This window comes from Lentibacillus daqui, assembly GCF_027186265.1.
Taxonomy (GTDB): Bacteria; Bacillota; Bacilli; order Bacillales; family Amphibacillaceae; genus Lentibacillus_C; species Lentibacillus_C daqui.
This window is the reverse complement of the sequence record NZ_CP114176.1, coordinates 538727-562736: the sequence shown is the minus strand read 5'-3', so window position 1 is coordinate 562736 and position 24010 is coordinate 538727. Positions and strand designations below refer to the sequence as shown.

Genomic DNA, 24010 nt, shown 5'->3' with positions numbered 1-24010 from the left:
AAGGCCTGTAAACTGCCAAAACCGCTTTAACGCTTCTAATCCATTGAAAATAGCTCGGTCGCATCTACCCTGCTTTGATTGATGAAGTAAAAGTCATTGGTTTTGGGATCATATCGATAATCTTGTTTCCATTCATCCTGATTTTTAATGATTTGTTTAAGCGCGGAAATAAATTGATATATTTCCTGGTTTGTCATGGTAGGATGCATGGAAAAACGAGCCCAGCCTGTCTTTAACGATAGATCACCAGCATCAATCAGATCCGTCATTTTTTTCGATGCTTCTTGATCAAGCGAAAACAAATAGTGCCCGTATGTCCCGGTACAGGAACAACCACCTCGCAGTTGGAAGCCAAATCGGTCATTCAGCAGCTTCACAACTAAATTATAGTGAAGATTTTTCACATTGAATGATATGATGCCCAGTCGTTTCGTCTTTTCTCCTTCTAATACATGGACCTCTGGAATCGCGTTTAGGTGGTGTAGCACTAAAGAAACAAGTTCTTGTTCACGCATTAATATTTTTTCTATCCCCATCTGTTCCTTTAGCCTTATGCATAAAGCTGCCCGAATGGCCTGCATAATCCCCGGTGTACCCCCATCTTCACGTCTTTCAATATCTTTGAAATATTGCTTCTCTCCCCATGGGTTGGTCCAGGCGACGGTTCCTCCACCCGGATGATCGGGAACTTTATTGGCATATAATTTGGCGTTAAATATCAATACCCCGCTTGACCCGGGGCCGCCTAAAAATTTATGTGGGGAAAAAAAGATAGCGTCCAGGGCTTCACTATCATTTTCGGGGTGCATATTTATTTCTGCATAGGGTGCTGATGCAGCAAAGTCAACAAAGCAATATCCGTCATGTGCGTGCATAACCTTTGCCAATTCATGGTATGGCGTTTCAATCCCTGTTACATTGGAACAAGCTGTGAATGATCCGATTTTTAGTTTACGGTCTTTGTACTCAGATAAAAGTTCGTTCAATACAGATGGACTCACATTACCATCTGAATCAGGTTCCATCAGACAGACATCACCAATCGTTTCCAACCAGGATGTATGATTGGAATGATGCTCCATATGCGATATGAAAATAACAGGCGTATCCTGTTCACTTAAACTTAGTTTGTCTTTATATCTTTCCGGAATCCTTAATCCAAGTATTCGTTGCAGTTTATTAATAGCAGCGGTCATGCCTGCACCGGAAAATAAAAGGCAATCCGCTTCACTTGCATGGACATGTGCCTTGATGACCCGTTTCGCCTCTTCATAAGCCTCGGTCATCACAGCCCCTGTCACATTGGAATCCGTATGTGTATTCGCCATAAACGGACCAAACACGTCACATATTTTATCCTCAATTGGTCGATACAGACGTCCACTTGCCATCCAATCCCCATAGATGATCTTTTGCCTGCCAACAGGAGAAAGAAATTCCTGGTCATTCCCAATGATTCCATCTCTAAATGATTGAAAATAGGTTTCCAATTCCCCGAGCATTTCATAATAGTTACTTCCGATTCTGGCCTTGAGCATATGGTTATTCACCTTTTCACGAGAGTCTTCTGGTTTAATATATGTGAATGTTTATGAAATGTTTGTCTTGTGTAGCAGTCTTTAAAACCCTGTTTATTTGCCAACATATGACCTCATTTGGTAAAAGACAGGCACCCGTCACAACAGGCACCTGTTCTGTTTCCATCTATCGCACTGTCCGTATTTCCGGTGTTTTTGCATGATCAAAATTTGTTATATTAGGTTCATATATTCCCATTTTAATAACGAAATGCCGTATTCCTCCTGCGACAATGAATTGCATGAGTGCTTTTGCAACCCATTGTCCTGCTACAGCATAAGGAACCAAAGCCCAAGGAACGTACCCAAGCCCCAAAGGACCTATTCCGATTATGACAAACACGGAGGAATCAAGAAATCCAGCGACAACTCCGGAATACATCACACGCTTTACAAATGGAATTTTAAAACGTGTATATATTTCTGTGTCTGTTGTTTCGGATATGATAAAACTTAAGGTTGAGGCGAATACAACCCATAAAGCATCACCAAGCAGATGACTGGTAACTGCCGACAATGCTAGCGCAACAACAATCCACATGTACGTTTTTGCTCTGCCATATCTATTCTGAACCATATCACGCATGACAAGCGTCAATCCGATAAACAATGTGCCATAAGGTATGATGAATACACCTAAATCAAGCGGAGCAAATTTGGCTGTAATGACGTTTGCAAGTACAATAGATAGTAAGTAGATGAGTACTCTATACATGTTCATACCCTGCCGCCAAATAAGCATCCAGACCTTGCTTTCTCAACTTACAGGAGGGACATTCGCCGCACCCGTCACCTATTACTCCGTTATAACACGTTGTCGTATTCGCTCTGATGTATTCCAATCTTCCCATTCTATCTGCCATTTCCCATGTTTCTGCTTTATTTTTCCACATTAATGGGGTATGAATGTCAAAATGGTAGTCCATTGCAAGATTTAGCGTCTGATTTAATGACTGGATGAAATCGTTACGACAATCCGGATATCCGCTAAAATCTGTCTCACTTACGCCTGTGATAATATGACTTGCACCGATACGCTTCGCATAAATAGCCGCAAAGGATAGAAAAATATGATTCCTCCCATCGACAAATGTATTCGGCACCTTACCACTCTCATCGATTTCCACATCTTTTCTGGTCATGGCATTTTCAGTTAGCTGATGGAGTAAACTCATATCCAATACTGTTTGTTTGACCCCTAGATCTTTGGCAATTTTCTCTGCTGAATCAAGTTCCGAGATGTTCCTTTGCCCATACAAAAAAGTGACGGCTTCAACTTCATCAAACTCCTCCAGTGCCCATAGAAGACATGTAGTTGAATCTTGCCCGCCACTAAATACTACTACTGCTTTTTCCATTTTTTAATTCCTCCTAGTTTTTATTAAAGAGGGGATGGTTTCGAACCCTCTGCATAACAGTATATATGAAATACCGGCCACTTTTAAGAGGATGTTCAAAAAGTCCGGTAAAAAAGCCCCGCTTATTTGACAACGTATCATTCGGAAAGTAACAGGCACCGGTTTCTGTTGACATTCCAATCCTTTTGCGTTAATCTTTCCATGTTTGAAGAAGACAGCTAGTTTACTTTTAGGAAAGCGCCTTCTAAATATACAACTAAATATGATAGATAAAAAGGAGCATCACCACATGCGCACTAGGCTGGAAAAAGATAGTTTAGGAATGAAGAAGGTACCGGAAGATGTTTATTATGGGGTGCAAACTGTACGAGCCATGGAGAATTTTCCAATTACCGGAATACCTGTTCATAAAGAGCTGGTTCTCGCTCTTGCGGAGGTAAAAAAAGCGGCGGCATCAGCCAATATGTCTACAGGTATGTTGCCGGAAACAATTGGAAACCTTATTGTGAAAGCCGCGGATGAAGTGATCGCAGGAAAACATCTGGACCAATTCGTCGTTGATTCCATTCAGGGTGGGGCAGGTACTTCCATTAATATGAATATGAATGAAGTTTTGGCCAATCGTGTTTTGGAAATATCGGAACGGGATAAAGGAGATTATGACTTCTGTTCCCCAAATACGCATGTAAACATGTCCCAATCCACGAATGATACGATACCAACTGCGATAAAAATAGCATCGTTCCGTATGGCAGAAGAATTGATTGCTACCATGACGACATTAAAGAAAGAGCTGATTCAGAAAGAAAATGAATTCCAGGATGTTTTGAAAATGGGACGGACGCATCTTCAAGACGCCGTTCCTATTCGATTGGGTCAGGAATTCGGTGCTTATTCTGAAGTCGTCAGCCGGGATATTAGAAGGATTAAACAGGCAGCGAATGAATTGCTGACGGTTAATATGGGCGCTACAGCCGTTGGGACAGGCCTGAATGCCAAGCCTGAATACATTGAAAAGGTAACGGCACAGTTATCTGCACAGCTTGGTGTAAAATTACACGCGGCAAAGAATTTGGTGGATGGAACACAGAATACGGATGGATATACGAGTTTATCATCGGCATTAAAAGTGTCGGCAATGAACATGTCCAAAATTTGCAATGATATTCGCTTGATGGCGTCCGGTCCGATGACAGGTTTTCGGGAAATTAATCTGCCAACGCGGCAACCCGGGTCTTCCATTATGCCGGGCAAGGTGAACCCCGTCATGATTGAAGTCGTGAATCAGGTTGCGTTTCAAGTCGCAGGCAATGACCAGTCAATCTGCATGGCCTCGGAAGCTGGTCAGTTCGAATTAAATGTGATGGGTCCCGTTATTATTTTTAACCTGCTACAGTCATTGAAAATCATGAACAATGGATTGGACGTATTTACACGTTATGCAGTCAGCGGAATGGAAGCCAATGTCGAGCGGTGCCGCGAATATGTAGAAGAAAGCTATGGCATCATCACAGCTCTGAATCCGCATTTGGGTTATGAAACGGCGGCAAAAGTGGTCAAACAGTCAGTCGAAACCGGGTTAACGATCAAAGAAATCTGCAAGGCGCACGATCTATTGTCAGACAAAGAGCTGGACACCATACTGGACCCACGTGAGATGACCAGTCCAGGTATTGCAGGAAGTCGATATTTGACGGTAAATAAATAGGGAAATAAAGGGTAACTGGTTGTGCATCATGCTAGAAGCCGGTTACCTTTGTTTTAAGTGCTCAACGAAGGGACGATACCTTATGTTTAAAAATAAATTTGGTCAAGTACGATCAGGTTGGCTTATCGCATTCGCACTCCTGATGGTCTTTGTCGGACAAGGAATTTTCTCATTTCCCGGCATATTATTGGCATCGACAATCGATATTTCCAAAGGGCAGGCGGTGCTCTCTCTTGAATCAGGTGATATGCGTCCTTTGTTCTTCGTTCTGACACAAGGTGCCGGAACACTCGGCGGCATCGTGGCCACCCTTGCTGTCTTCCGGTTCATTAATAAGAAATCGCCGAAAAAACTCCGGATTCAAGGGCCTATGTCCGATATGGTGTTCGGCCTGTTGCTTGGTGCCGGAGTGATGACGGTAATTTTCTTTCTTTTGCTTATGACAAAACAAATCACGTTGGTTAATGCGCTGGCGAACCCACAATTCAGCTATTACACACTCGCCTTTGCAGTAGTTTTTATTTTGACCGGTTTCTTTGAAGAAATGTTTTTTCGCGGTTACGTGATGCAAACAATGATTGAACGGCACAATAAACGATGGCTCACCTATTTAATATCGGCCATTGTCTTTGGAGTTGCCCATATTACGAATCCGAATGTGAGCATCATCGGTATTATCAACATTGTCCTTGTCGGCATCCTGTTTGCCTATATGTTCGAGACAACAAAGAGTCTGATGCTGCCGATTGGTTTCCATATGACGTGGAATTTCTTCCAGGGTGCCGTGTATGGCTTTGCCGTGAGCGGGCTTCCTCCACACAGCTTATATCAGGTTGACATTGACGGTGGAAACAACCTGATTACAGGCGGATCGTTCGGCATAGAAGGTGGGCTCATGGCAACATTGCTCATTGTGATTACGTTTTTCTTCACCTACTTCTATACGAAAAAACGACAGGCACAGAAAGGAACACTGTTTACAGGTTGAGTTGCACAATTGATATTCGACAAAACACGACAAAATTCGAGGATATGATTAGCCAATCGGGAGAATTATATTCGGTTTATCTAATGATGGGAGCATAATTATTGCTATTGGCGGTTTATATAGAGGCTCTTTTCAAATGAAAAATATATAGGCACATATAGGCTGACTGCGAATATTTTATGTTATCGTGAGCAGGGAAATGGTACCAGGAACATAGGATAATTAACAAAGCAGAAAAGGATTAAAAAAACTATCCTTTTCTGCTTCATACGAATACCAATTTAAAAAGTGAGGATACACGATGATTGCAAAGACTGAAGAGGATTTTAATGGATTAAAAGAAATTGGTGAAATTTGTGGAACGATAAGGGATGAATTAGTTAATGGTACGAAATCTGGAATTACCACAAAGGAACTCGATAAAATTGCGAAAGAGATGTTTGAAAAAGCTGGAGCTCAATCTGCCCCAAAAGGAGAATACGATTTTCCTGGATATACGTGCATTAGCATAAATGAAGAGGTAGCACACGGGATTCCAAGTAGACGGACCATTCAAGAAGGGGACCTTGTGAATATTGATGTTTCAGGTTCAAAAAACGGCTATTTTGCAGATACTGGAATTTCCTTTGTAGTTGGGAAGGGAGAGGGAATTTTACAGAAGATATGTGACGTTGCTAAAGAAGCATTCGATGCTGGACTTAAGAAGGCAAAACCAGGCTCGAAAAAAGGTGCGCTCGGTAAAGCCGTACACAATGTAGCGAATCAGCATGGTTTAACAATCATAAAAAATCTTACTGGACATGGTGTTGGGCGTTCGATTCATGAAGAACCGAAACATATTTTCAATTACTTCTCCCGCTGGGATGACGAAATTTTAAAAGATGGTATGGTAATTGCCTTTGAGCCTTTTATCTCTACATTTGAGGAAGAAGTTTTTCAATCCGAAGATGGATGGACCTTCTTGACCAATGAAAGCTATGTGGCTCAATATGAACATACGATTATCCTTACCAAGGAAGGACCGATTATTACTACATTGTAAGAACACTAATACCACATAGGATGGAATAAGGATTAGTAACTTATTTAAGAAAAGGACCAGTTAATGGAACGAAACAGTGTCTTAACAAAATAAACTGTCCGTGAAAAGCACAAGAAGACAGGAATAATAGGTGATGCCCCGTTAGGATTTAAGTAAGGAGTGAGTGACTGACGTGGGTTGAATCATTACAGGCAGCAGGGCAATATTTGAGGTTCACGGTGCTATGCCAAAAACATGGAAACAAATTTTTTCAGAATGGTTTCCTTCAAGTGGTTACAAACATGCAGGAACACCAGAACTAGAGGTATATTTAGATGAAAATCCATCCAGTCCTGATTTATATTCAGAAATCTGGATCCCTGTAAAATAGGAACCTGTATAAGCAGTGGATTACATATTGAATCCACTGCTTGCTGGTGATTACCTCAATCTTTTTATTTAAAAGAAATCTTTCATCTTTCATTAAAAATTTCCCATAACTCACTGCCTGATCATCCGTGGGGTCCACAATTCAGGCGAAGATAACATTTCATAGTAATCTATGATATATTAGCCAATAAACCTCGGAAATTCCCCGGTACGTTTGATATGTTCATAGGCTTTTTTAAGTGAATCTCTTGGGTTAATTCTTCTTTTGATCGCCTTTTCGTACACGCTCATCCAATCCTCTACACGCTGATAACGCATAACCAAACGAAGCAAAACATAAAGCCTAATCTCTCTGGTAATTGATTCTATATAATGTTTGTTAAAGTACCTGACTGCTGCCTGATATTCGCCCAAAGCGCTTTGGATCATAAAAATGGTTTCCACTAAATGATTAATGTAATCCTCTTTATCATAATTCTCGGCTTCTTTATGATGAACATTAATCTTTCTTACTGTCGCTTCTTTTTCTTGAAGCAGGTTGTCAGCTATTTTAACCGCCTCTTCTTTCAGCGGGGCATTTGTTAGTGCTTCCAATAAAGCTTCAGATAAAAATTCACTTGGTGTATCATGGTCAGTTCCATTATCCAACATCAACCGTAATGAATCATGAATCCATTCCCTTGGTTCATCTACCCGCTTTTTCATCATGACAACCTGTTTAAAAAATTGGCGTTGTGAGCTATTTATTGTGTAAAAAGGCTCTTGACTGGTGAAAACATAATGACCAGAAGCGTAGCAAAATAACTTGTATAACTCTTCCATTAACGATGTACATGCTTTTACATGTTCTTCCTGACCGGAAAGCTCCATTAACTGATTAACTAGTCGTTTAGCGGTGAATCGCCAATTAGAACGTTCCTTTTTCGGTATCATCCGATTTGGGGTAAAATAATTTTGATCATACGCGTTTTTAATAAATAATCTTACTTCCTTGTCAACATTTGTGAAATCAAGGTTTTTCGTTGATTGCTTTGTGTTTTTTCTTGCTTTTTTAAATGCATCCGGATTGTTAATCAGCTGATCAATTTCCTTTCCCTCACGTACCTTCTTGGGGATTTGTTTATACACTTCTACAAAAAGTTGTTCTATTTCAGCTTTCTTTTTATCCTTTAGTTTTACTCGCAATTCATTTACTTTCATGTTGTACCTCCAAAACGCTGGTAAAAAAATGATCTTAATTTAAGCATAATCAATACCAAACAAACACTTATCATATAGAAACTGATCCATCTTGCTATAATCATTGGTTTTATAGAATGTTGACAACCGCTCATTGAAATCTTCCAGTTGATTTTCCGGAACAGTTAGCACACCACAGCCATTTTCGATAAGTATGTTGCCGTATACTTATCTACTATCCCACCGTACAGTTGCTTTACCATTTCCTCGTTCGTTGTTTACCGTGTTTTTTATAAATTCACCTACCGAAATAGGCACCATAACTACACCTCTATTCTGGAAGTTATGGCTATCAAAAAGATATTCATTTTTGACTATTATAACAAACAATACTAGTAAATTGCATGCACCTGTTCAGCAGATCCCATACTAGGAAAAGACATATAATAAACCTCTTCCTTGGAATGCTCGTCTGAAGGCTGCAGTCGGTTTTCATTCCAATGCTATCTTTTCATCTTATAAATCCTCTTGTTCATTAGATACTGCATGTTCACCTCCAGCTTTTAAATAAAAAGTGATACAGTGCAAGTACTGTGTTCATACTTATCTACATTTGCTATAGATAATATCCATGGAAATGGAAGATACTTTTGTTTTTCATTTGAGTTGCTGTTTATTCTTAATATAAACGTTTGGCATGTTCCTAAATATCGTTAAGTACATGGAATAAGTTATTCCTTTGCACATAGAATTATTTAGTGAGAATTGTTTCGCAAACTTATTATAACAATGGATATTAAATACACTGACCACAGGGTTCTTGCAATACAATATGAATGAGTGCCTACAACGGTTTGACTTAACAAGTATTGATTGATGGGGAGTGTTGTTGTGTATTGTCCTAATTGTGGAATGAAGACAGATCCTGATGAAAACTTCTGCTCATCATGCGGTGCGAACCTGGCAAACGGTTCAGATGCTAGCATACCAGCTACGGCTGATCTCAGTGGTACAAATAAGAAAGAGGGAACTGTGTTTGTCGTTTTAGGGTGGGTATTCTTTGCCATTTCAATTTTGTTTATTCCAATTCTCTTTGGCGCCGGAGCGTTTATCATGGGGTACCTGGTTCGCAAACATGGTAAAGAAACACATGGGATTATTCTAATGGTACTGTCAGTCGCCGGAGCAATTCTTGGCATGTTGATTGGAATGTCGGTTTCATAAATGTGTGGTTTGACTTAGGATCATTGAAAAAATCCATGTGAATTGAAAAAAGAAGCTAACTATCAACCTATATGCAAGTTGATAGTTTCTTTAATTGTCTGTTCGTTAATGAAAATCGTCAGCTTTTAAAAGTCTATACTTTCGGTGACTTTAAACAGTCGCAACATGATAAATTAAAGTAGGCAGTGATTCCTGTAGCAGGCCTGCCGCGATATATGTGGGATGGTACGGATTTTTCACAGGAACGAAAAATGGTCTATCCCCCAGTTGCTCCAAAAATAATTCATAGATGTTTAGTTTTCCAAGAATAATTGCCTCGTTTGTTTCAGCCGCTGAACCAACGTAGCAACCCTTCTTGAGATAAAATCCTGATAAATCTTTGAACTCATAAAGTTTTAACATATTTGACAAAGCATGGGGGATTTTATTCCGATCGGGACACCGTGCAATATCCTTTCATTTTCCCGGTATCATTATAGTCGGCCAAAATAATCACCGCTGATTCATAGTCACTCAGTTGTTCCTTGTAGACTACTGTTTTTAGTCTTTTTGTGCAACTTAGATTATAAAATTGACTACGGTTTTTATTGGTTTCCTATTTATGGATAAAGGATTTTCTTCCGCCTTCTAATATTGTTTTCTAATAAAAAATTGCCCAAACCCTCTCACCTATGTAAAATAAATATAGAAGGTAGGGGGAAAACATGCCTAGCATCAAATATGGAACCACGATTATCCATTACAATCTGCACAGACAAACCCGCAAAGACGCCAAAATATCCATAGACCTTGTAAATGGTGTGGTAGTATACGCACCAGATAAGATGACAGATGACAAAATCAAAAAATTAATCGAACAAAAAGCAAAATGGATACATGAAAAACTTGAAGAAATAAATGAGGTCCAAACGATGGTCCAGCCGAAAGAATTTGTAAATGGTGAGAAGTTCCCTTATCTTGACCGTCATTATCGATTAAAGGTGAATCGTGCGGATACAGATACAGCCACGATTGGATAAGTTTATTGCTACCGTTCCAAAAACATGGTCCCAGGGCAAGGTTCAAGCACAATTGGAAAAACAAATCATTACATGGTATCATCACTATGGCTATAAAAGCTTATAAAACGCGCCAGCTACTACCAGCAACTATTAGGCGTAGAGCCATCATCCATTCGTTTCAAAACACAGCACAAACGATGGGGAACCTGCACTCCAGAAGGTAACATATGGATCAATTGGCGTATTATCATGGCGCCAATTCGTGTCATGGATTATGTGATCGTACATGAGCTAGCACATCTGGTCATTTTCGAGCGCAGTCAAAAGTTTGGCAAACGGTTAAGTCGGTCTTACCAGATTATGAAAGACAAATAGAATGGTTACGTGTTCATGGCATGGAGTTGCATTGTATCAATGATCATTAAATGAGACATGACTCTATTCGCACGTCAAGTTTTCATTTGAGAGATAGTTAATATTATTCACACCCTTTTTACGAATATGAATGTTTTAATAGAACCGTAATGATGTAATACAAATATCCCCCGAAGAGAAAGGGGGGTAAGTAGATGTGGCAGAAGTTTTAGCCCTGTTTACGACAGCGACAAACTTGACAATTGCTGTTATTAATTTAACCGTTGTCATTTTATCAAATCGTAAAAAGGAAAAGGACTTTCAATCTGCTTGCGACAGAAGAAAAAGCCTAAAGACTAAGACCCGGAGAGGATTAATTTTCTCTCCACCATAAGTATATAATGAATATGTAAAATACACAAGAAAAAGAGGTAGGATTATGATATGAATAGCCTTAATCATTTCATTTGTTACATTAGGGATTTCGCTTTACACTCTTCATTTAGTACGTAAGGATTAGCGCCGCTGCTGCTAAAAAGACGATCAAGCAGTTGAACTTCCTAGCATCACTGTCCGTAACTTGTTTCTCCATTATGCACCTCATCAAAAATATATTTATTACATATATAGACAGATTTTCATACAAGGATTTTAGGAACGCTTTTTCTTGCGCTTCATCATAAATTTCCCCGCACATGCAGATTACTCATTTTCTGTATCGCCAAGAAAAGCGAACGATTTAACATGGATTCTGAATCTGTATCATACGCAAGTTCCCACTGGATTCCATGCTTTTTATTACGAATTAATTCGACGGGGTGCAAAAATAATGGTGCTCGAATGTAGGTGCCATCCAACATTTTGTCGCTTAAAAAAGGATATTCTATGTATAAATCATACAAGCCGGTTTCTTCTTCAATCGACTTGAGATTTCTAAATAAAGATGTCAATTTTGCAGAGATAATAAGAGATTCATTATTGTTGACATCTTGCTCTAACAATTCCGTTTTACCTTTTTTGGCAATGATGGCATCCAGTTATAGATTGCGGATCCTTATCTATTTGTTTGATTGCAGTTAAATCAAAAGACCATTTATCATACCTTTTAAGCATACGTATCGAGCGATTCTTTTTACTTAAATCATTTAAACGAACTTTAAGTATCATCATTTTGTCTTTCATTTGATCATCTAGTTTGACAATAATTCTTTGGTACTATTGTAACGTGTTATTGCCTGTTATTGAAAGTTAATAAACTGGCTATTCATATGATTCCAGGTTTTTTAAGGGAACTCTGCTTCATCCCTTACAAAAACAAAGGAACCCTATTAACTGGGTTTCCTTTGTAAATTCATAAGCATGGGTGAAGCTATTCATTGAAAAAGTCGGTTAGAACACGTTCTATCTCCTCAAAATACGTTTTTACCGGAATCGGCTCAAGAATTACCTGATGATTTTCTTCGACGTTCTCGTAATTCATATGCCAGACAAAATTATTACCTGGAAGCAAAAACTGAATGTCATCAAACTCCGACTGGTCCTTTACATAATCAGACTTCATGAAGGATATGTTATCAAATTCCTGTCCATTCCGTAAAAAGTCGCCAGCAAAGTCACGTAATGCCATTGCCTGATTTTCATCCTGTTTCATCGTCAGTAACAGTTCGGGCTCCGATGTATGTAACTCATCGATCAGCTCATCCGTCATCTGAATTGGCTGCCAACCATTTATATCCGTTTCCGTATCCCGCATACCAAAGTGTTCGCGGAGAATATCATAAAAGCCGTCGCTATTCTTGTAAAAGGAAAAGGCATGCTCCCCGCCCTTCACTTCCTGTACCAGTGAATGCTTTTTATTAAGCAAATGGATGAGCAATACACGATGCTTTCGCATATTGATACAGCGAATCTTTTTCTTGGCATGTACAAGCAGATAAAGTAAATCCTCCAAACCCTTGGCAATGCCGGTTTCCCTATTATCATCCCAATATCCCTTTTGCCTGAGTTTCGTTTCCGTTTCCTGAACAAAACGGTTAAATTCCGATTCATTTTTTATCAGTTCCTGCTCGTTCAAAATCTGACCTGCCATTTTATCGTAACCACAAAGAGAAAGTGCAGCAACCATTTCATTGATGGTTAGATTGATTTGTTGTGTTTGTAACATGGGGAACCTCCTTTTAGTGAAACTATCATTTTCCAGACAATAACATATCATAAATTAAATACACCAATGACTGTGAACGCCTGCCAAATTAAGATTAAGGCAAACACGATCGCAAAAAGTTTATTTATTAACAACGGAAGCCTTAATAAGGTGAGTTGAATATAGTAATTAACACCCGAAAAGCATATGGCGATATATTTAAAGATGTAGTCAGCTATCGTTTCTTTCTTATCATATACATTTGCCCGGTATAATCCGATTGTAATCGGATGGAAAAGAATAGAGTATAGCGCAAACATAGCATTCGTCATTAACATCAAAAAAACAATCGTACTTGGCCAAGGAACTCCAGCTCCCAAGAAAATAAGCGAAAATAGTGATAATCCCACAACTGCTATACCGAATCCAATCCATTCCTCTTTCGAATGACTCCATTTCATTTTTCTCGGGAACGCCATTTTATCGGGGCTAAAACAAGAAATAATCGATAGTAAAATGCTTGCAGGTTCCGCAAAAACGAATAAAAATACATATACCCCTGTCAATTCATCTTCGGGCCAACTATTTTTATTTATTACAAACAACATCACGATGACAAACAACAATATATTTGCGTTTAAGAAAAATTTAAATCCATTCTTTAAAGAGAACCTCTTGCTTTCTTTTCCTCCCGATTTTAATTTCGTCACCATTTATCGCTTCCATCCCCATCTGCTACATATAACCTCTAGCCTATAAGCTATACCCTAATACGTAAAAATAGTACCCGCAATAATAAACTGCATTGCCAATATAAACACAAAAATGATGGTAATCGGTTTATTAAAAATAAGGGGTAATTTTTGTAGATTAACTTGCACATTATAATTTAAGCCTGAAAAAATTATTGCTATATATTTGAATGTATAATCTGTAATACCATCTTTTTCTTTAAATACGTTCAGTTCATATATCCCGATAGCTACTTTATGAAAAACAACCGAGTAGATAGCAGCAAAAAAATTAATTGCTAACACAACAAGGATAATCGTACTCGGAAATGGAATACCCGCGGGCAGCATAAAAAGAGATAATAATGATGTTGATATAATTGCAATAACCATACCAATCCATTCTTTTTGGGAAATTTTCTTATTTGTCCGCTGTTTCACAATACCCTTCTCAGGTTTTAAACAGGCAAATATGGATAGTAAAATAAAAAGACATTCAAACATGAAAATAAATGTGCTTACCTTTCCCGCTCCGTCTGATCTCCATTCAGTCCTATTTAATGTAAACAATGCGATCAAAATTGCTAGCATGATGTTAGCCTTTAAAAGAAACCATAAACCGTTTTTTATAGAAATACGATTTCCCAATGTTTTATCAAACAACTTAACCTTTCCCTTACGAAAGAATTGATTACACAACCCGCTTCATAACTAGCATAATTGTTTTTTAGAACTTGTCAAAGATGGCAATTACCCCAAACCCTTCCCACAATAAAAATAGGACAAAGACAATAGCAATTACTTTATTAACTAGCAACGGTAGCCTTAACAAAATCATCTGTTCGTAATAATTTATCCCTGATAAAAAAATGGCAACATATTTAAAAATGTAATCCATCAAGGTTGTTTTTTCTTGGAAAACGTTCGCTTGATAAATTCCTAAAGCAACCGGATGAAAAATAACGGAGTACAATGACACTATAAAATTGGTCATTAATATTAAAAAAATTAGTGTACTTGGGTAGGGAATGTTTGCCCCTAAGAATAATAGTGAAAATATAGAAAGTGCTATAAAGTTAATTCCAAACCCTAACTACTCTTTGTTATGCTTCTTTTGATCCTTTTCTAAATCCTTCCCAACATAAGGTTTAATACATGCCAGAAATGACAAAACCACAATAAAAATTTCCGCAAATACAAGATACATCATAACGTAACCAAAGCCATCGTCATAACGCCACTCACTCTTGTTAATCACCAAAACAAGAAGAATAAGTATTAATAGAATATTTGATTTAACAAAAGCTAAAAATCCGTGTTTAAATGAAAAGTATTTCTGTTTGTTCATGCAACATTCCATTCCTTTTTCCTGTTGACTAGGTCACGGATAAATTATTCAAAAACTAATAACCAAAAATCCTTGCAAAAGTAAAAATAATACAAAGACAATAGCCAAAATTTTATTAACCACTAAAGGAAGATGTAATAACTTCATTTGAACATGAAAATTAATTCCCGAAAACAGTATATATATTTAAATGTAAAGTCCAAAACGCTGCTTTTTTCATCATAAACATTAGCTTTATATAATTTCAGAGCAACAGGATGAAAAAGAATAGAATATAAAGCGAACATGAAATTTATCACCAAAACTAACATAACGATTGTACTTGGGAACGGAACGCCAATACCTGCAAAGCCAAGCGATAACAGAGATGTTATAGTAATGGTTAATAGCAATCCTATCCATTCTTTTTCAGAAAAACGGCTTTTGTGTCCTGAAATCACATGATTAACTTGACGGTTAAAACAAGCTATAAATGACAGCAAAATTATAAAGGCCTCTGCAAAAGAATATAAATACCAAAATAGGCGTTTTTGATCCATGATTAACCATAAAAATAACTGCAGCAAAAACAAGTAGCAAATTGGACGTTATGAATGACTGAAGTCCCTTTACCAAAGAAAATTTCCATATTTTCGTTTTTGTACCATTAGCCTTTATGTGTGTTGATGATTTATCCAATGATTTCCCTGCCTACTCATGGTTTTTTCTCCAATAAAAATATCCTATTTTAATTAAAAATGCCTAGTGTCAAAGCAACACCCCATAATAAGGTCAACGCAAATACAATTGCAGTTTCCAATTAAGAAATATTGAAGTGAAGGCTTTCTTTAAAGGAAAAGCGTTTCTATTTTACTATATCCCTTAGTTTGAATATACTGCCATATGCTCTCAAATCACTTGTCAAAAATCGTACCTACCACAAACCATTGCCACAGTAGAAACAAAGCAAAAACAATAGCAATGACTTTGTTTAACAACAACGGGAACCTTAACAATATCATCTGCACATAATAATTTATCCCTGATAAAAAAATGGCAACATACTTAAAAATGTAATCCATCATGGTTGTTTTTTCTTGCAAAACGTTCGCTTCATAAATACCTAAAGCAATTGGATGAAAAACCACGGAATAAACTGATGCCATAGCATTTGTTATTAATATTAAAAATATTAATGTGCTTGGGTAGGGAATGTTTGCCCCTAAGAATAATAGTGAAAATATGGAAATCACTATAAAATTAATTCCAAATCCTAACCACTCTTTGTTATTTTTCTTTTGTTTACCTTTTTTTAAATCCTTCTCAATTTGTGTATTAAAACACGCTAGTGAAGATAATAGGACTATAAAAGATTCAGCACCGAACAGAAAAAGGATAACAAAATTTATTCCGTCATAGCGCCACTCATTACTGTTAAGCATAAAAATCAGGAAAAAAAACATTAAAATAATATTTGATTTAATAAAAGCCAAAAAGCCACTCTTTAATGAAAATCTTTTTTGTTTATCCATGTACTACTCCATTCCTTTTACTCAAGACTAGCATAATAATTATTCACTAGGTTAGTTAAAAATCCCTGAAATAAAACCTCCTACATTTGAGGTTATATCACCAACTTTATCACCTATCCAATCCCCTGCATCTTTAACAGTATCCTCAACCCAGCGACCAGCATTTTCTCCCCATTCTTTAACAGTTCCTTCAACAAACCAGGATCCTACAATCCCAACACCTGCGCCAACTGCCCCACCTATAACAGTACCAACCCCCGGGCAGATCATTGACCCGATAACAGCTCCGCCAGTTGTGAGTCCGGCAACCCCAAGATCTAGTCCAATACCTCCAGCAAACCTACCTGACTTTTCGTAAAATGATTTGTATTTATTTTCATCACTAAAATATTCGCCGGAATTTGTTCCAACTGAAAATAGGATTCCAGCATACGGTATCCTTTTCGCAAGTTTCATTACACCCTTCGTACTGGAAAATTGCTTCGCCGTACCCTTTACATCCACGTTCATTTTATAATCTTTTAATTTCGCTTTATCAAATACAAGAACACTAGAATAACTGTTAGCTACTTTCCCGAAACTAATTCTATTTGTTTTGCCTTTAAGCCCGATTATTTGTCGAAGAACCCCACTAGGCGCTTTTCCTGATTTGGCAATATACCGCTTAAGGGGATTCGCTGCGTTTCTATCGCCGTTTTTCAATAGTTTATAAATATTACCGGCCAACTTCGATTCATATTTTCCATTCGAACCTTTTTTCCACTTAGCAGAAGCTTTAACAATAAAGTTTCCTTTACCGTCTTTCACCAAATCAAGCATGCCGCTGTTCATGATTTTAAATGCAAGTGCCCCTTTTGCAACGTTATATGCCCCGTTTGTTTTTCCTAAATCCGAAAGCCACCCGGCAATATCTCCCTGAATGGTCGAATCACCTTGTTTAACAGACAATTCCGTGGCACGGTCGATCATGTCCTCGATGACATCCGATTCCATGAAATAATTTTCAACTTCACCAATTTGGGATTCTGTCAAAAAGACCCCATTTTTCGTCCAACCTTGAATCTTGGTGACAAATTGAGCAATTTGATCTGCTGAATCAGCCGAATCTTCTAGTTTAGAAGTGCTGTCTTCATCAAGCTTGGAAAGGTTTGTACGTGTATCTTGAACGATAAACCGTGCTCCGGACAGGTGAAAGTCAAAGTTTGTCGTTTTCACGGAATCATAAGGCACCAGGTCACTTACCTCATTATAATGATTATTAATATCATCCACAATTTCATGTGTTAAGTCATCGAGTTTATTGAGAGCACTTTTCACATCGCCTTCGATGAATTCTTCACGGATAAGGCCATTATTATTTTCAAACGATTCGACCGATCCCTTTATTTCTTTTAAAATATTAATATATTCTTCCAAAAACAAGTTAAATAGAATGACTGCCGGGAAATGAAGTGTCATAAAATGTTCTCTAATTGCATTTCCACCTTCACCTTTGAGTGCATCATCAAGATCGATCAATTTATTCATGGCATCACGGATGGAGAGGAAATTGGAAAGCACCCCTCTTTACCATTACAATCGATCCAACTCCGGTTTAAGGGGCATTAGATGGGAAAATTAATTTTAAAATATTTGGATTGGGTTAGTAATGCGACATTTTTTACAGATCAGAAATGATGTCCCAATCGTAGAGGTTTAGGAAAGCAGGAAAAACAACAAATCATATTATTTTTTGTTTTCAAATTGACTTTTCGTGTTATAATAAACATAGAGATAAGAAAACAGGCATAAACTAATAAAGACCGAAGATACGCCAATATCTCCGGTCAGCAATGAATCGCTCCCCTTCAAGAGGGGTCAGCACAGGTAAGGAATAGACCTCACTAGGCTGCGAAACTAAGGGAGGTCTATTTTTTACGGTCTATAATCGTTACAACTAGTGTTGCAAAGGCGATCATTAGAACCAATGTCTCAAAAACAGACAAGGGCAACACCCCCTTCCGTTATAGCGTATCGCGTGACACTACAACGACGAGATGCGCCGACCTCCCTTGAGGAAAACACGATTATTGCATGTTTCTATTATACCATCTGCCTAAAAAGTTTAAAGAAGTATTTTAAATTTCTATTAATACATAATCAGACGAAAGTTAAATCTTCATACCCTGCCCGCTTACTGGTAAAATGAAGACAACCAATTAATCCGAGCAGGAGGAAAAATATGACTAACAAACTCATCCTGGTATCCTCATCACCAAGAAGACAAGAGCTGTTAAACCAGGTTAAGATTCCTTTTACGATCCGAAAACCGGACGTGGATGAATCACAAATCAAATCAAGCGATCCGGTAGAAAAAGTAAAACAATTGGCGTTATTAAAAGGGAAAAATGTCCCGCTTCACTGCGAAGATGAAGTGATTTTATCGGCTGACACTGTTGTTTCCTTCCATCAAACGATCTTTGGAAAACCGAAAGATAGCCAAGAGGCTGCGCAAATGATTACTGCTTTTAGCGGAAACGTACACGAGGTATTTACTGGTGTCATGATTCGCTCCCATGATGATGAGATTGTTTTTGTTGAACGAACAAAGGTTGAATTTTGGCCATTATCAAAAGAGGAAATAGATTGGTATGTGAACCGTACGATAAAGCAGGTGCATACGGCATTCAAAGTCTTGGGGCAATGTTTGTTAAGCAAATTATCGGCGATTACTACACCGTTATGGGATTGCCCATTTCGCGTGTGATTAGGGAACTGAGACGGTTTTCTGTGTATGCGGAGGAAAAAGGTTAAAAATTAGTGCCAGTCCCACGTATTCCGGCATTTTGCGTAATGGGGGACTGGCCACTTTTGAAAAACTATCATTTACATCTGCCAATATTTTGCTAACTCCCCCGAACAAACGCCACAAAATCACGCACCACCTGTTTTCTGAAACGTTGCGGCTCTCGAACCATCAGCAAATCACGTGTGCGTTTGAGGTCGTTAACTGTTACCACCTTCATCATACCATACGCCAATTCCTTCTCCACCGTTAGCTTCGGTAAAATACTGACACCAAGACCCGCTTCCATCGCACTTTTAATCGATTGGACACTGCCAAGCTCCAATGAACTCTGAATCTTTTTCAGTACGCCAGCTTCTTGTAATGAATTTTCCAAAATAATTCGCGTCCCTGATTCCGCTTCCCGTCAGATCATCTTTTCTTCTGGCAGTTCATGCAGCATGATCATTTCCCTGTCTTTCCAGCGATGATCGGCCGGTAAAACCAGGACCAATTCATCCTGTGCGAACGTTTCTATCATAAAGGAACGATCATCAACCTGGCTCTCCACCAGAGCAATATCGATATCCTGATCCCCCAGTTTTTCCACGATCTGTGGCGTGTTTCCAATCGTTAAACTAAATCGGTAATCAGGAAACTTTTTCTTAAATTTTCCCATCACATGAGGCAGCAAATAATCGCCAATTGTAAAACTGGCCCCTACATGCAATACAGTTTCGTGTTCACCTGTTGCCTCCTTGACTGCCTCGTGCGATTGTTCTAGCATTTCTACCATATTTTTAGCAAACGGATATAACGTGTTTCCTGCTTTTGTCGGGATAAGTTTCCCATCATGCCGATCAAACAATAGCGTGTTATACTGCGTTTTACACAAAATTTGGAAAGCACGTGGTCCTAAGCTGGTTAGTTCGTACAATTGTATACTTTCCTCAGTACTCTTTTACTTCAAGAATATTACCCAGTCCAACAAAATGAGTCAGAACCTTCTGCTGATAGTCTATACACTTTTTGTTTTTTATTTCAACTTATTTATGCGTTATTCTGTTCATTTGATTGAAAGAACATGGTTAAATATTGCATTAGCTAATACATTTTCTAGGTTTTGAGAATTCAAAATTGGTAATGTTTATAAAACCTATCGTGGCATGATAGAATATATGTAAAGAACTTGGAGGTGTCATAAATGAAATGGAAAGATGTACGCCAAGCATTCCCGGACCAATGGGTGTTGATTGAGGCCGCAAAAGCATACACAAATGATGAAAACCAACGTATTTTGGAATAAATTACCTCATTGTAAAAGTATTCAAATTCACCTGATGCAATGAAAGTGTATCAAGAACTTCATCGTGAAAATCCTACTAGAGAATTGTATGTTCTCCATACGAGTCGAAAAAAACCTAATATTATTGAGAAAAAGTGGGTAGGTGTAAGACGTTAGTGAAAAAGTTATTCATTGATAAAGGGATCTTGCTTACGGATATGGAATTGACGTTTAAGGGAAAATCATTAATGTTAACATTGTGGTGGTTGCAAAAGGATATGCCTTACACACCAAGATACATGGCTGAATTACTGAGGCAGTTAGATGTTAATGGACCTTACATTGACAATCCTTTTTTTAAATCAACCTTATTATCTTGGGGAACAAATGCATAAGCGGTCGTTATTTCTCCCAAAAAAATATTAAAAACCAGCAACATGAATATACTAAAAACAGCGTGCCAATGTGTTCCAATTAAAAACAAATAAATTGACAGGTTTGAATTAATTGAATATGATATACAACTAATTATTAAAGTCGGACAACTTAACTGGAATGGAGTGTGCTCTATGGTAAAAAGTGTAACCGAACGTCGGCATGACATTGAAAGTCAATTCCCGGTCTGGAAGCGAAAAACATTGGGAGCCCATTTTGCTGAGCGGGCACAAAAATATCCTGATCGCCCATTACTATTAACCGCTGATAGGGAATATACATACATGGACGTGTGGAATGAAAGTATACAAGTTGCCAGAGCATTAATGGCACTTGGTGTTAAACGACGCGATCATGTTGCCCTATTAATGGAAAACAGACCCGAATTTATATCCTTAAAAATTGCTGTATCCTTGGTTGGTGCAGTATGTGTACCAATCAACACGATGCTGCGTGAAGATGAATTGGAATACACACTTAGGCAATCCGACACTAATTGGTTATTCTTTCATCAAACCATTAAAAAGACAAATTACGCGGAAATTATTGATCGCTTAATCGATCAGAACAAGCTTCAGGATATTCACGGCAAACATGTCATGCAACAGGCAATTTGCATTCCTAATCAACCGTCATCAGGTGGTAGTGAAAGATTTATCGTATGGGATGATTTTCTTGCCAAATCATCATCGGTTGCAATGGATGTTTTACAGGAACGAATCGATCATAGTGAATATCCGGATGAAATTGTCGATATCATTTATACCTCTGGAACAACTGGGCTGCCTAAAGGTGTGATGCTTACCCATGATATGGTTTTACGTTGCGGATTCAGTTCCGCACTCAGCCGGGCGTTTGAAGATGGACGACGTATCTTTACGACCCTGCCAATGTATCATGTATTTGCCTATATTGAAGGAATTCTTTCTGCTACATATGTAGGTGGTGCACTTGTATTAACAACGGAATCGACACCAAAATCCATGTTGACACTAATGGAAAAAACACGGGCAACTGATTTCCTTGGTGTCCCTTCCATGTTACTTTCTATTCTGCATTACCCGGATTTAAAGAAATATGACCTGACATCATTATTCAGCTTACTTTGTGCAGCTGCCCCGGCACCAATTCCGGTCTGGAAGCAGGCAATACAGGAACTTGGTCTGACTGAGATCTGTACGGCTTATGGTGGAACAGAAGCAACTGCAGCAACTGTTCATACGGAAGTGGGCGATTCAGTTGCGATTGTTTCCACCAGGGTAGGACGGATGAAGCCGGGTGGAAGCAGTGGTTTGGCTGAATTTGGCGGAGCAAACACGCAATATAAAGTAGTCGATCCATTCACAAAAGAGGATATTGATCCAAACACTCCTGGTGAACTTGTCGTCCGTGGAAACATTGTAACCAACGGCTATTACAATAAACCAGAAGAAACGGCCGCTGCTATTGATAAGGACGGATGGTTTTATACTGGCGATTTGGGACGGATTGATGAACATGGTTATATTGAATTCCTTGGAAAGAGTAAGGATTTATATAAAGTTTCCGGTGAAAATGTTGCGCCAAAAGAAGTGGAAGAAGTTATCTCTAACCATGATGCCGTCAAACAAGTGTATGTTGTTGGGGTACCCGATGCCATCACCGGTGAAATTGGTGCCGCTTTCGTAGAGTTAAAGGCTGGCAAAAAGCTAAAAAGACGTGATATTGTAAACCTATGCCGTGAGCAACTAGCTAAATTTAAAGTCCCCCGCTACGTCTGGTTTATTGAAGAAGCGGATTGGCCATATACCGGAAACGGAAAAATACAGAAGTTTCGCCTTGTTGAAGCCGCTAAAAAGTATTTAGGAAAAAATGCAACTGAAACAAAGGAGGCAAATGAATGGCAGTAACGACACCAAAAGTTGTTGTTACTGGAATCGGCGCCATCACCCCGTTTGGTGTTGGCGTTCCCTTTTTTTGGGATTCAATAATGAAAGGGAAATCTGCCGTTAAGGAAACGAAACAAGCCGACTGGCAGAAATGGATTCCAGTATCTGCACAACTACCGGAAATCAATATGCACGACTACCTTTCCAAAAAACAAATCAAAAATACGGACAGGTTTACCCAGCTTGGCCTTATTGCAGCAGCTGAGGCGGTTAAAGATGCCGGATTATCATCAGAAACAGAAGCATCTTGGTCAGTGGATCTTCCGCAACAGCGAATGGGAATATCGGTGGGAACCGCATATGGTGGTGTGGAGTCACTTACCGAGAGTGCGAGTTCACTGGCTATGTACCCTGACAAGCGGATGGGGCCCAGGCTGTTGTCGAAATCCATTCCAAACGCAGCAGCGGCAGCACTTGCCATGGAATATCATATTCGCGGACCGGTCATGACCTACACAACTGCTTGTGCGGCATCGGCCAATGCGATCGGTGAATCGATGTATTGGCTCAAACGCGGTGAAGTGGATCTGGTTTTAGCTGGTGGAGCGGAATATCTATTTTCTCCGGTTGTCCTTGCCGGTTTGCGTTCAGCGGGCGCAATCGCAACCGATGGACCAGATGATATGCGGGAATGGAGCCGACCATTTGATGCCAACCGAAAAGGAATGGTTGTAGGTGAAGGAGCAGCTTTTCTTATTTTAGAAACTGAAGAACACGCAGCCAAACGTGGGGCAAAAATCTATGCCGAGCTTGCCGGTTATGGCGCCTCCAATGACGCCTACCATGAAACTGCACCACATCCTTATGGAGAAGGGGCAGCGATTGCAATCAAACGGGCATTGGAAACCTCTGGACTAAAGCCAGGCGATATCGATTATATCAACGCCCATGCCACCGCGACACCTGTTGGCGACAAGGCGGAGACCATCGCCTTGGAAAACGTCTTTAATGAAAAGGTTCTCTGCCTCTAAAAAAGTGATGGAATTATCGGTCACATGATCAAATTTGTGCACAAGATAATAAACTTTCAAGCTCACTCAACCAGTTTCAGACCCAGCGTGATCA

Annotated in this window: 23 protein-coding genes and 4 pseudogenes; 11 read left to right on the top strand and 16 right to left on the bottom strand. The window is 38.9% G+C overall.

Translation table 11 applies throughout. The features are described from left to right. Positions 1-35: 35 nt before the first annotated feature. The 3 genes from O2S85_RS02985 to queC all read right to left on the bottom strand — a co-directional run bounded on the left by O2S85_RS02985 (position 36) and on the right by queC (position 2935). The gene (locus O2S85_RS02985; protein WP_269411270.1) at positions 36-1538 is read right to left on the bottom strand and encodes an aminotransferase class V-fold PLP-dependent enzyme; all 1503 of its coding nucleotides are present in this window, start codon (positions 1536-1538) and stop codon (positions 36-38) included. A gap of 166 nt (positions 1539-1704) precedes the next feature. Continuing rightward, on the bottom strand, positions 1705-2292 hold the full coding sequence (locus O2S85_RS02980) for a VUT family protein (protein ID WP_269411269.1): 588 nt from the start codon (positions 2290-2292) through the stop codon (positions 1705-1707). Then, on the bottom strand, positions 2285-2935 hold the full coding sequence (queC, locus tag O2S85_RS02975; RefSeq protein ID WP_269411268.1) for a 7-cyano-7-deazaguanine synthase QueC: 651 nt from the start codon (positions 2933-2935) through the stop codon (positions 2285-2287). The genes O2S85_RS02980 and queC overlap by 8 nt, the downstream gene beginning before the upstream one ends. Positions 2936-3224: 289 nt before the next feature. Between queC and O2S85_RS02970 the strand changes: the two genes are divergently transcribed. The 4 genes and pseudogenes from O2S85_RS02970 to O2S85_RS02955 all read left to right on the top strand — a co-directional run. Continuing rightward, positions 3225-4643, top strand: a complete 1419-nt coding sequence (locus O2S85_RS02970) for an aspartate ammonia-lyase (protein ID WP_269411267.1) — start codon at positions 3225-3227, stop codon at positions 4641-4643. Between the two features lie 82 nt (positions 4644-4725). Then, positions 4726-5631: a CPBP family intramembrane glutamic endopeptidase gene (locus tag O2S85_RS02965; RefSeq protein WP_269411266.1), complete on the top strand. Its 906-nt coding sequence runs from the start codon at positions 4726-4728 to the stop codon at positions 5629-5631. Between the two features lie 301 nt (positions 5632-5932). Next, positions 5933-6673 carry a type I methionyl aminopeptidase gene (gene map, locus O2S85_RS02960; protein WP_269411265.1) on the top strand — a complete coding sequence of 247 codons (741 nt, stop codon included), beginning with the start codon at positions 5933-5935 and terminating at the stop codon, positions 6671-6673. 199 nt (positions 6674-6872) lie between these two features. Further along, a pseudogene (locus O2S85_RS02955) lies at positions 6873-7043 on the top strand (GyrI-like domain-containing protein); the annotation flags it as partial. A 179-nt stretch (positions 7044-7222) separates the two neighbouring features. Here O2S85_RS02955 and O2S85_RS02950 read toward each other — a convergent pair. After that, positions 7223-8242 (bottom strand): hypothetical protein, encoded by a 1020-nt coding sequence (locus O2S85_RS02950; RefSeq protein ID WP_269411264.1) that lies wholly within the window; start codon positions 8240-8242, stop codon positions 7223-7225. Positions 8243-9097: 855 nt separating this feature from the next. Between O2S85_RS02950 and O2S85_RS02945 the strand changes: the two genes are divergently transcribed. Further along, entirely contained in the window at positions 9098-9445 is a 348-nt protein-coding gene (locus O2S85_RS02945; RefSeq protein ID WP_269411263.1) for a zinc-ribbon domain-containing protein, read from the top strand. A gap of 150 nt (positions 9446-9595) precedes the next feature. Here O2S85_RS02945 and O2S85_RS02940 read toward each other — a convergent pair whose 3' ends face one another. Beyond that, positions 9596-9847 (bottom strand): hypothetical protein, encoded by a 252-nt coding sequence (locus O2S85_RS02940; RefSeq protein WP_269411262.1) that lies wholly within the window; start codon positions 9845-9847, stop codon positions 9596-9598. Between the two features lie 302 nt (positions 9848-10149). On the opposite strand from O2S85_RS02940, the pseudogene O2S85_RS02935 reads away from it, so the two are divergent. Continuing rightward, a pseudogene (locus O2S85_RS02935) lies at positions 10150-10821 on the top strand (M48 family metallopeptidase). A 196-nt stretch (positions 10822-11017) separates the two neighbouring features. Beyond that, entirely contained in the window at positions 11018-11194 is a 177-nt protein-coding gene (locus tag O2S85_RS02930; RefSeq protein WP_269411261.1) for a hypothetical protein, read from the top strand. Between the two features lie 283 nt (positions 11195-11477). On the opposite strand, the gene O2S85_RS02925 is transcribed toward O2S85_RS02930, so the two are convergent. From O2S85_RS02925 to O2S85_RS18720, 10 genes are all read right to left on the bottom strand, one after another. Further along, positions 11478-11801 (bottom strand): DUF4011 domain-containing protein, encoded by a 324-nt coding sequence (locus tag O2S85_RS02925; protein ID WP_269411260.1) that lies wholly within the window; start codon positions 11799-11801, stop codon positions 11478-11480. A 368-nt stretch (positions 11802-12169) separates the two neighbouring features. After that, positions 12170-12964, bottom strand: a complete 795-nt coding sequence (locus tag O2S85_RS02920; protein WP_269411259.1) for a hypothetical protein — start codon at positions 12962-12964, stop codon at positions 12170-12172. A 47-nt stretch (positions 12965-13011) separates the two neighbouring features. Next, the gene (locus O2S85_RS02915) at positions 13012-13551 is read right to left on the bottom strand and encodes a hypothetical protein (RefSeq protein ID WP_269411258.1); all 540 of its coding nucleotides are present in this window, start codon (positions 13549-13551) and stop codon (positions 13012-13014) included. Positions 13552-13710: 159 nt separating this feature from the next. Continuing rightward, on the bottom strand, positions 13711-14322 hold the full coding sequence (locus O2S85_RS02910; protein ID WP_269411257.1) for a hypothetical protein: 612 nt from the start codon (positions 14320-14322) through the stop codon (positions 13711-13713). Positions 14323-14401: 79 nt separating this feature from the next. Next, positions 14402-14668 carry a hypothetical protein gene (locus O2S85_RS02905; RefSeq protein ID WP_269411256.1) on the bottom strand — a complete coding sequence of 89 codons (267 nt, stop codon included), beginning with the start codon at positions 14666-14668 and terminating at the stop codon, positions 14402-14404. A 99-nt stretch (positions 14669-14767) separates the two neighbouring features. After that, positions 14768-15022, bottom strand: coding sequence for a hypothetical protein (locus O2S85_RS02900; RefSeq protein ID WP_269411255.1), 255 nt, complete (start codon positions 15020-15022; stop codon positions 14768-14770). Positions 15023-15165: 143 nt separating this feature from the next. Beyond that, positions 15166-15561: a hypothetical protein gene (locus O2S85_RS02895; RefSeq protein ID WP_269411254.1), complete on the bottom strand. Its 396-nt coding sequence runs from the start codon at positions 15559-15561 to the stop codon at positions 15166-15168. A gap of 354 nt (positions 15562-15915) precedes the next feature. Next, positions 15916-16533: a hypothetical protein gene (locus O2S85_RS02890; RefSeq protein ID WP_269411253.1), complete on the bottom strand. Its 618-nt coding sequence runs from the start codon at positions 16531-16533 to the stop codon at positions 15916-15918. A 51-nt stretch (positions 16534-16584) separates the two neighbouring features. Further along, positions 16585-18093: an LXG domain-containing protein gene (locus tag O2S85_RS02885; protein WP_269411252.1), complete on the bottom strand. Its 1509-nt coding sequence runs from the start codon at positions 18091-18093 to the stop codon at positions 16585-16587. A 347-nt stretch (positions 18094-18440) separates the two neighbouring features. Further along, on the bottom strand, positions 18441-18527 hold the full coding sequence (locus O2S85_RS18720; RefSeq protein WP_367746348.1) for a putative holin-like toxin: 87 nt from the start codon (positions 18525-18527) through the stop codon (positions 18441-18443). A gap of 227 nt (positions 18528-18754) precedes the next feature. Between O2S85_RS18720 and O2S85_RS02880 the strand changes: the two are divergent. Then, a pseudogene (locus tag O2S85_RS02880) lies at positions 18755-19326 on the top strand (Maf family protein). Positions 19327-19418: 92 nt separating this feature from the next. Here the strand turns inward: O2S85_RS02880 and O2S85_RS02875 are convergent. Further along, positions 19419-20084, bottom strand: a pseudogene (locus O2S85_RS02875) (LysR substrate-binding domain-containing protein). 674 nt (positions 20085-20758) lie between these two features. Between O2S85_RS02875 and O2S85_RS02870 the strand changes: the two are divergent. The 3 genes from O2S85_RS02870 to O2S85_RS02860 all read left to right on the top strand — a co-directional run bounded on the left by O2S85_RS02870 (position 20759) and on the right by O2S85_RS02860 (position 23916). Then, positions 20759-20977 carry a TetR-like C-terminal domain-containing protein gene (locus O2S85_RS02870; protein WP_269411251.1) on the top strand — a complete coding sequence of 73 codons (219 nt, stop codon included), beginning with the start codon at positions 20759-20761 and terminating at the stop codon, positions 20975-20977. A gap of 174 nt (positions 20978-21151) precedes the next feature. Next, entirely contained in the window at positions 21152-22906 is a 1755-nt protein-coding gene (locus tag O2S85_RS02865) for a class I adenylate-forming enzyme family protein (protein ID WP_269411250.1), read from the top strand. Continuing rightward, positions 22897-23916 (top strand): beta-ketoacyl-[acyl-carrier-protein] synthase family protein, encoded by a 1020-nt coding sequence (locus tag O2S85_RS02860; protein ID WP_269411249.1) that lies wholly within the window; start codon positions 22897-22899, stop codon positions 23914-23916. Before O2S85_RS02865 ends, O2S85_RS02860 begins: the two co-directional genes overlap by 10 nt. Positions 23917-24010: the final 94 nt, after the last annotated feature.

Bases quoted from the DNA above. Each gene is read 5' to 3' on its own strand.
- map (WP_269411265.1), top strand. From the start codon at position 5,933: ATGATTGCAAAGACTGAAGAGGATTTTAATGGATTAAAAGAAATTGGT.
- O2S85_RS02895 (WP_269411254.1), bottom strand. From the start codon at position 15,561: ATGGATCAAAAACGCCTATTTTGGTATTTATATTCTTTTGCAGAGGCC.
- O2S85_RS02940 (WP_269411262.1), bottom strand. From the start codon at position 9,847: ATGTTAAAACTTTATGAGTTCAAAGATTTATCAGGATTTTATCTCAAG.
- O2S85_RS02965 (WP_269411266.1), top strand. From the start codon at position 4,726: ATGTTTAAAAATAAATTTGGTCAAGTACGATCAGGTTGGCTTATCGCA.
- O2S85_RS02985 (WP_269411270.1), bottom strand. From the start codon at position 1,538: ATGCTCAAGGCCAGAATCGGAAGTAACTATTATGAAATGCTCGGGGAA.
- O2S85_RS02970 (WP_269411267.1), top strand. From the start codon at position 3,225: ATGCGCACTAGGCTGGAAAAAGATAGTTTAGGAATGAAGAAGGTACCG.
- O2S85_RS02865 (WP_269411250.1), top strand. From the start codon at position 21,152: ATGGTAAAAAGTGTAACCGAACGTCGGCATGACATTGAAAGTCAATTC.
- O2S85_RS02905 (WP_269411256.1), bottom strand. From the start codon at position 14,668: ATGACCAATTTTATAGTGTCATTGTACTCCGTTATTTTTCATCCGGTT.
- O2S85_RS02950 (WP_269411264.1), bottom strand. From the start codon at position 8,242: ATGAAAGTAAATGAATTGCGAGTAAAACTAAAGGATAAAAAGAAAGCT.
- O2S85_RS02890 (WP_269411253.1), bottom strand. From the start codon at position 16,533: ATGGATAAACAAAAAAGATTTTCATTAAAGAGTGGCTTTTTGGCTTTT.
- O2S85_RS02860 (WP_269411249.1), top strand. From the start codon at position 22,897: ATGGCAGTAACGACACCAAAAGTTGTTGTTACTGGAATCGGCGCCATC.
- O2S85_RS02920 (WP_269411259.1), bottom strand. From the start codon at position 12,964: ATGTTACAAACACAACAAATCAATCTAACCATCAATGAAATGGTTGCT.
- O2S85_RS02980 (WP_269411269.1), bottom strand. From the start codon at position 2,292: ATGTATAGAGTACTCATCTACTTACTATCTATTGTACTTGCAAACGTC.
- O2S85_RS02900 (WP_269411255.1), bottom strand. From the start codon at position 15,022: ATGAACAAACAGAAATACTTTTCATTTAAACACGGATTTTTAGCTTTT.
- queC (WP_269411268.1), bottom strand. From the start codon at position 2,935: ATGGAAAAAGCAGTAGTAGTATTTAGTGGCGGGCAAGATTCAACTACA.
- O2S85_RS02915 (WP_269411258.1), bottom strand. From the start codon at position 13,551: ATGTTGTTTGTAATAAATAAAAATAGTTGGCCCGAAGATGAATTGACA.
- O2S85_RS02945 (WP_269411263.1), top strand. From the start codon at position 9,098: ATGGGGAGTGTTGTTGTGTATTGTCCTAATTGTGGAATGAAGACAGAT.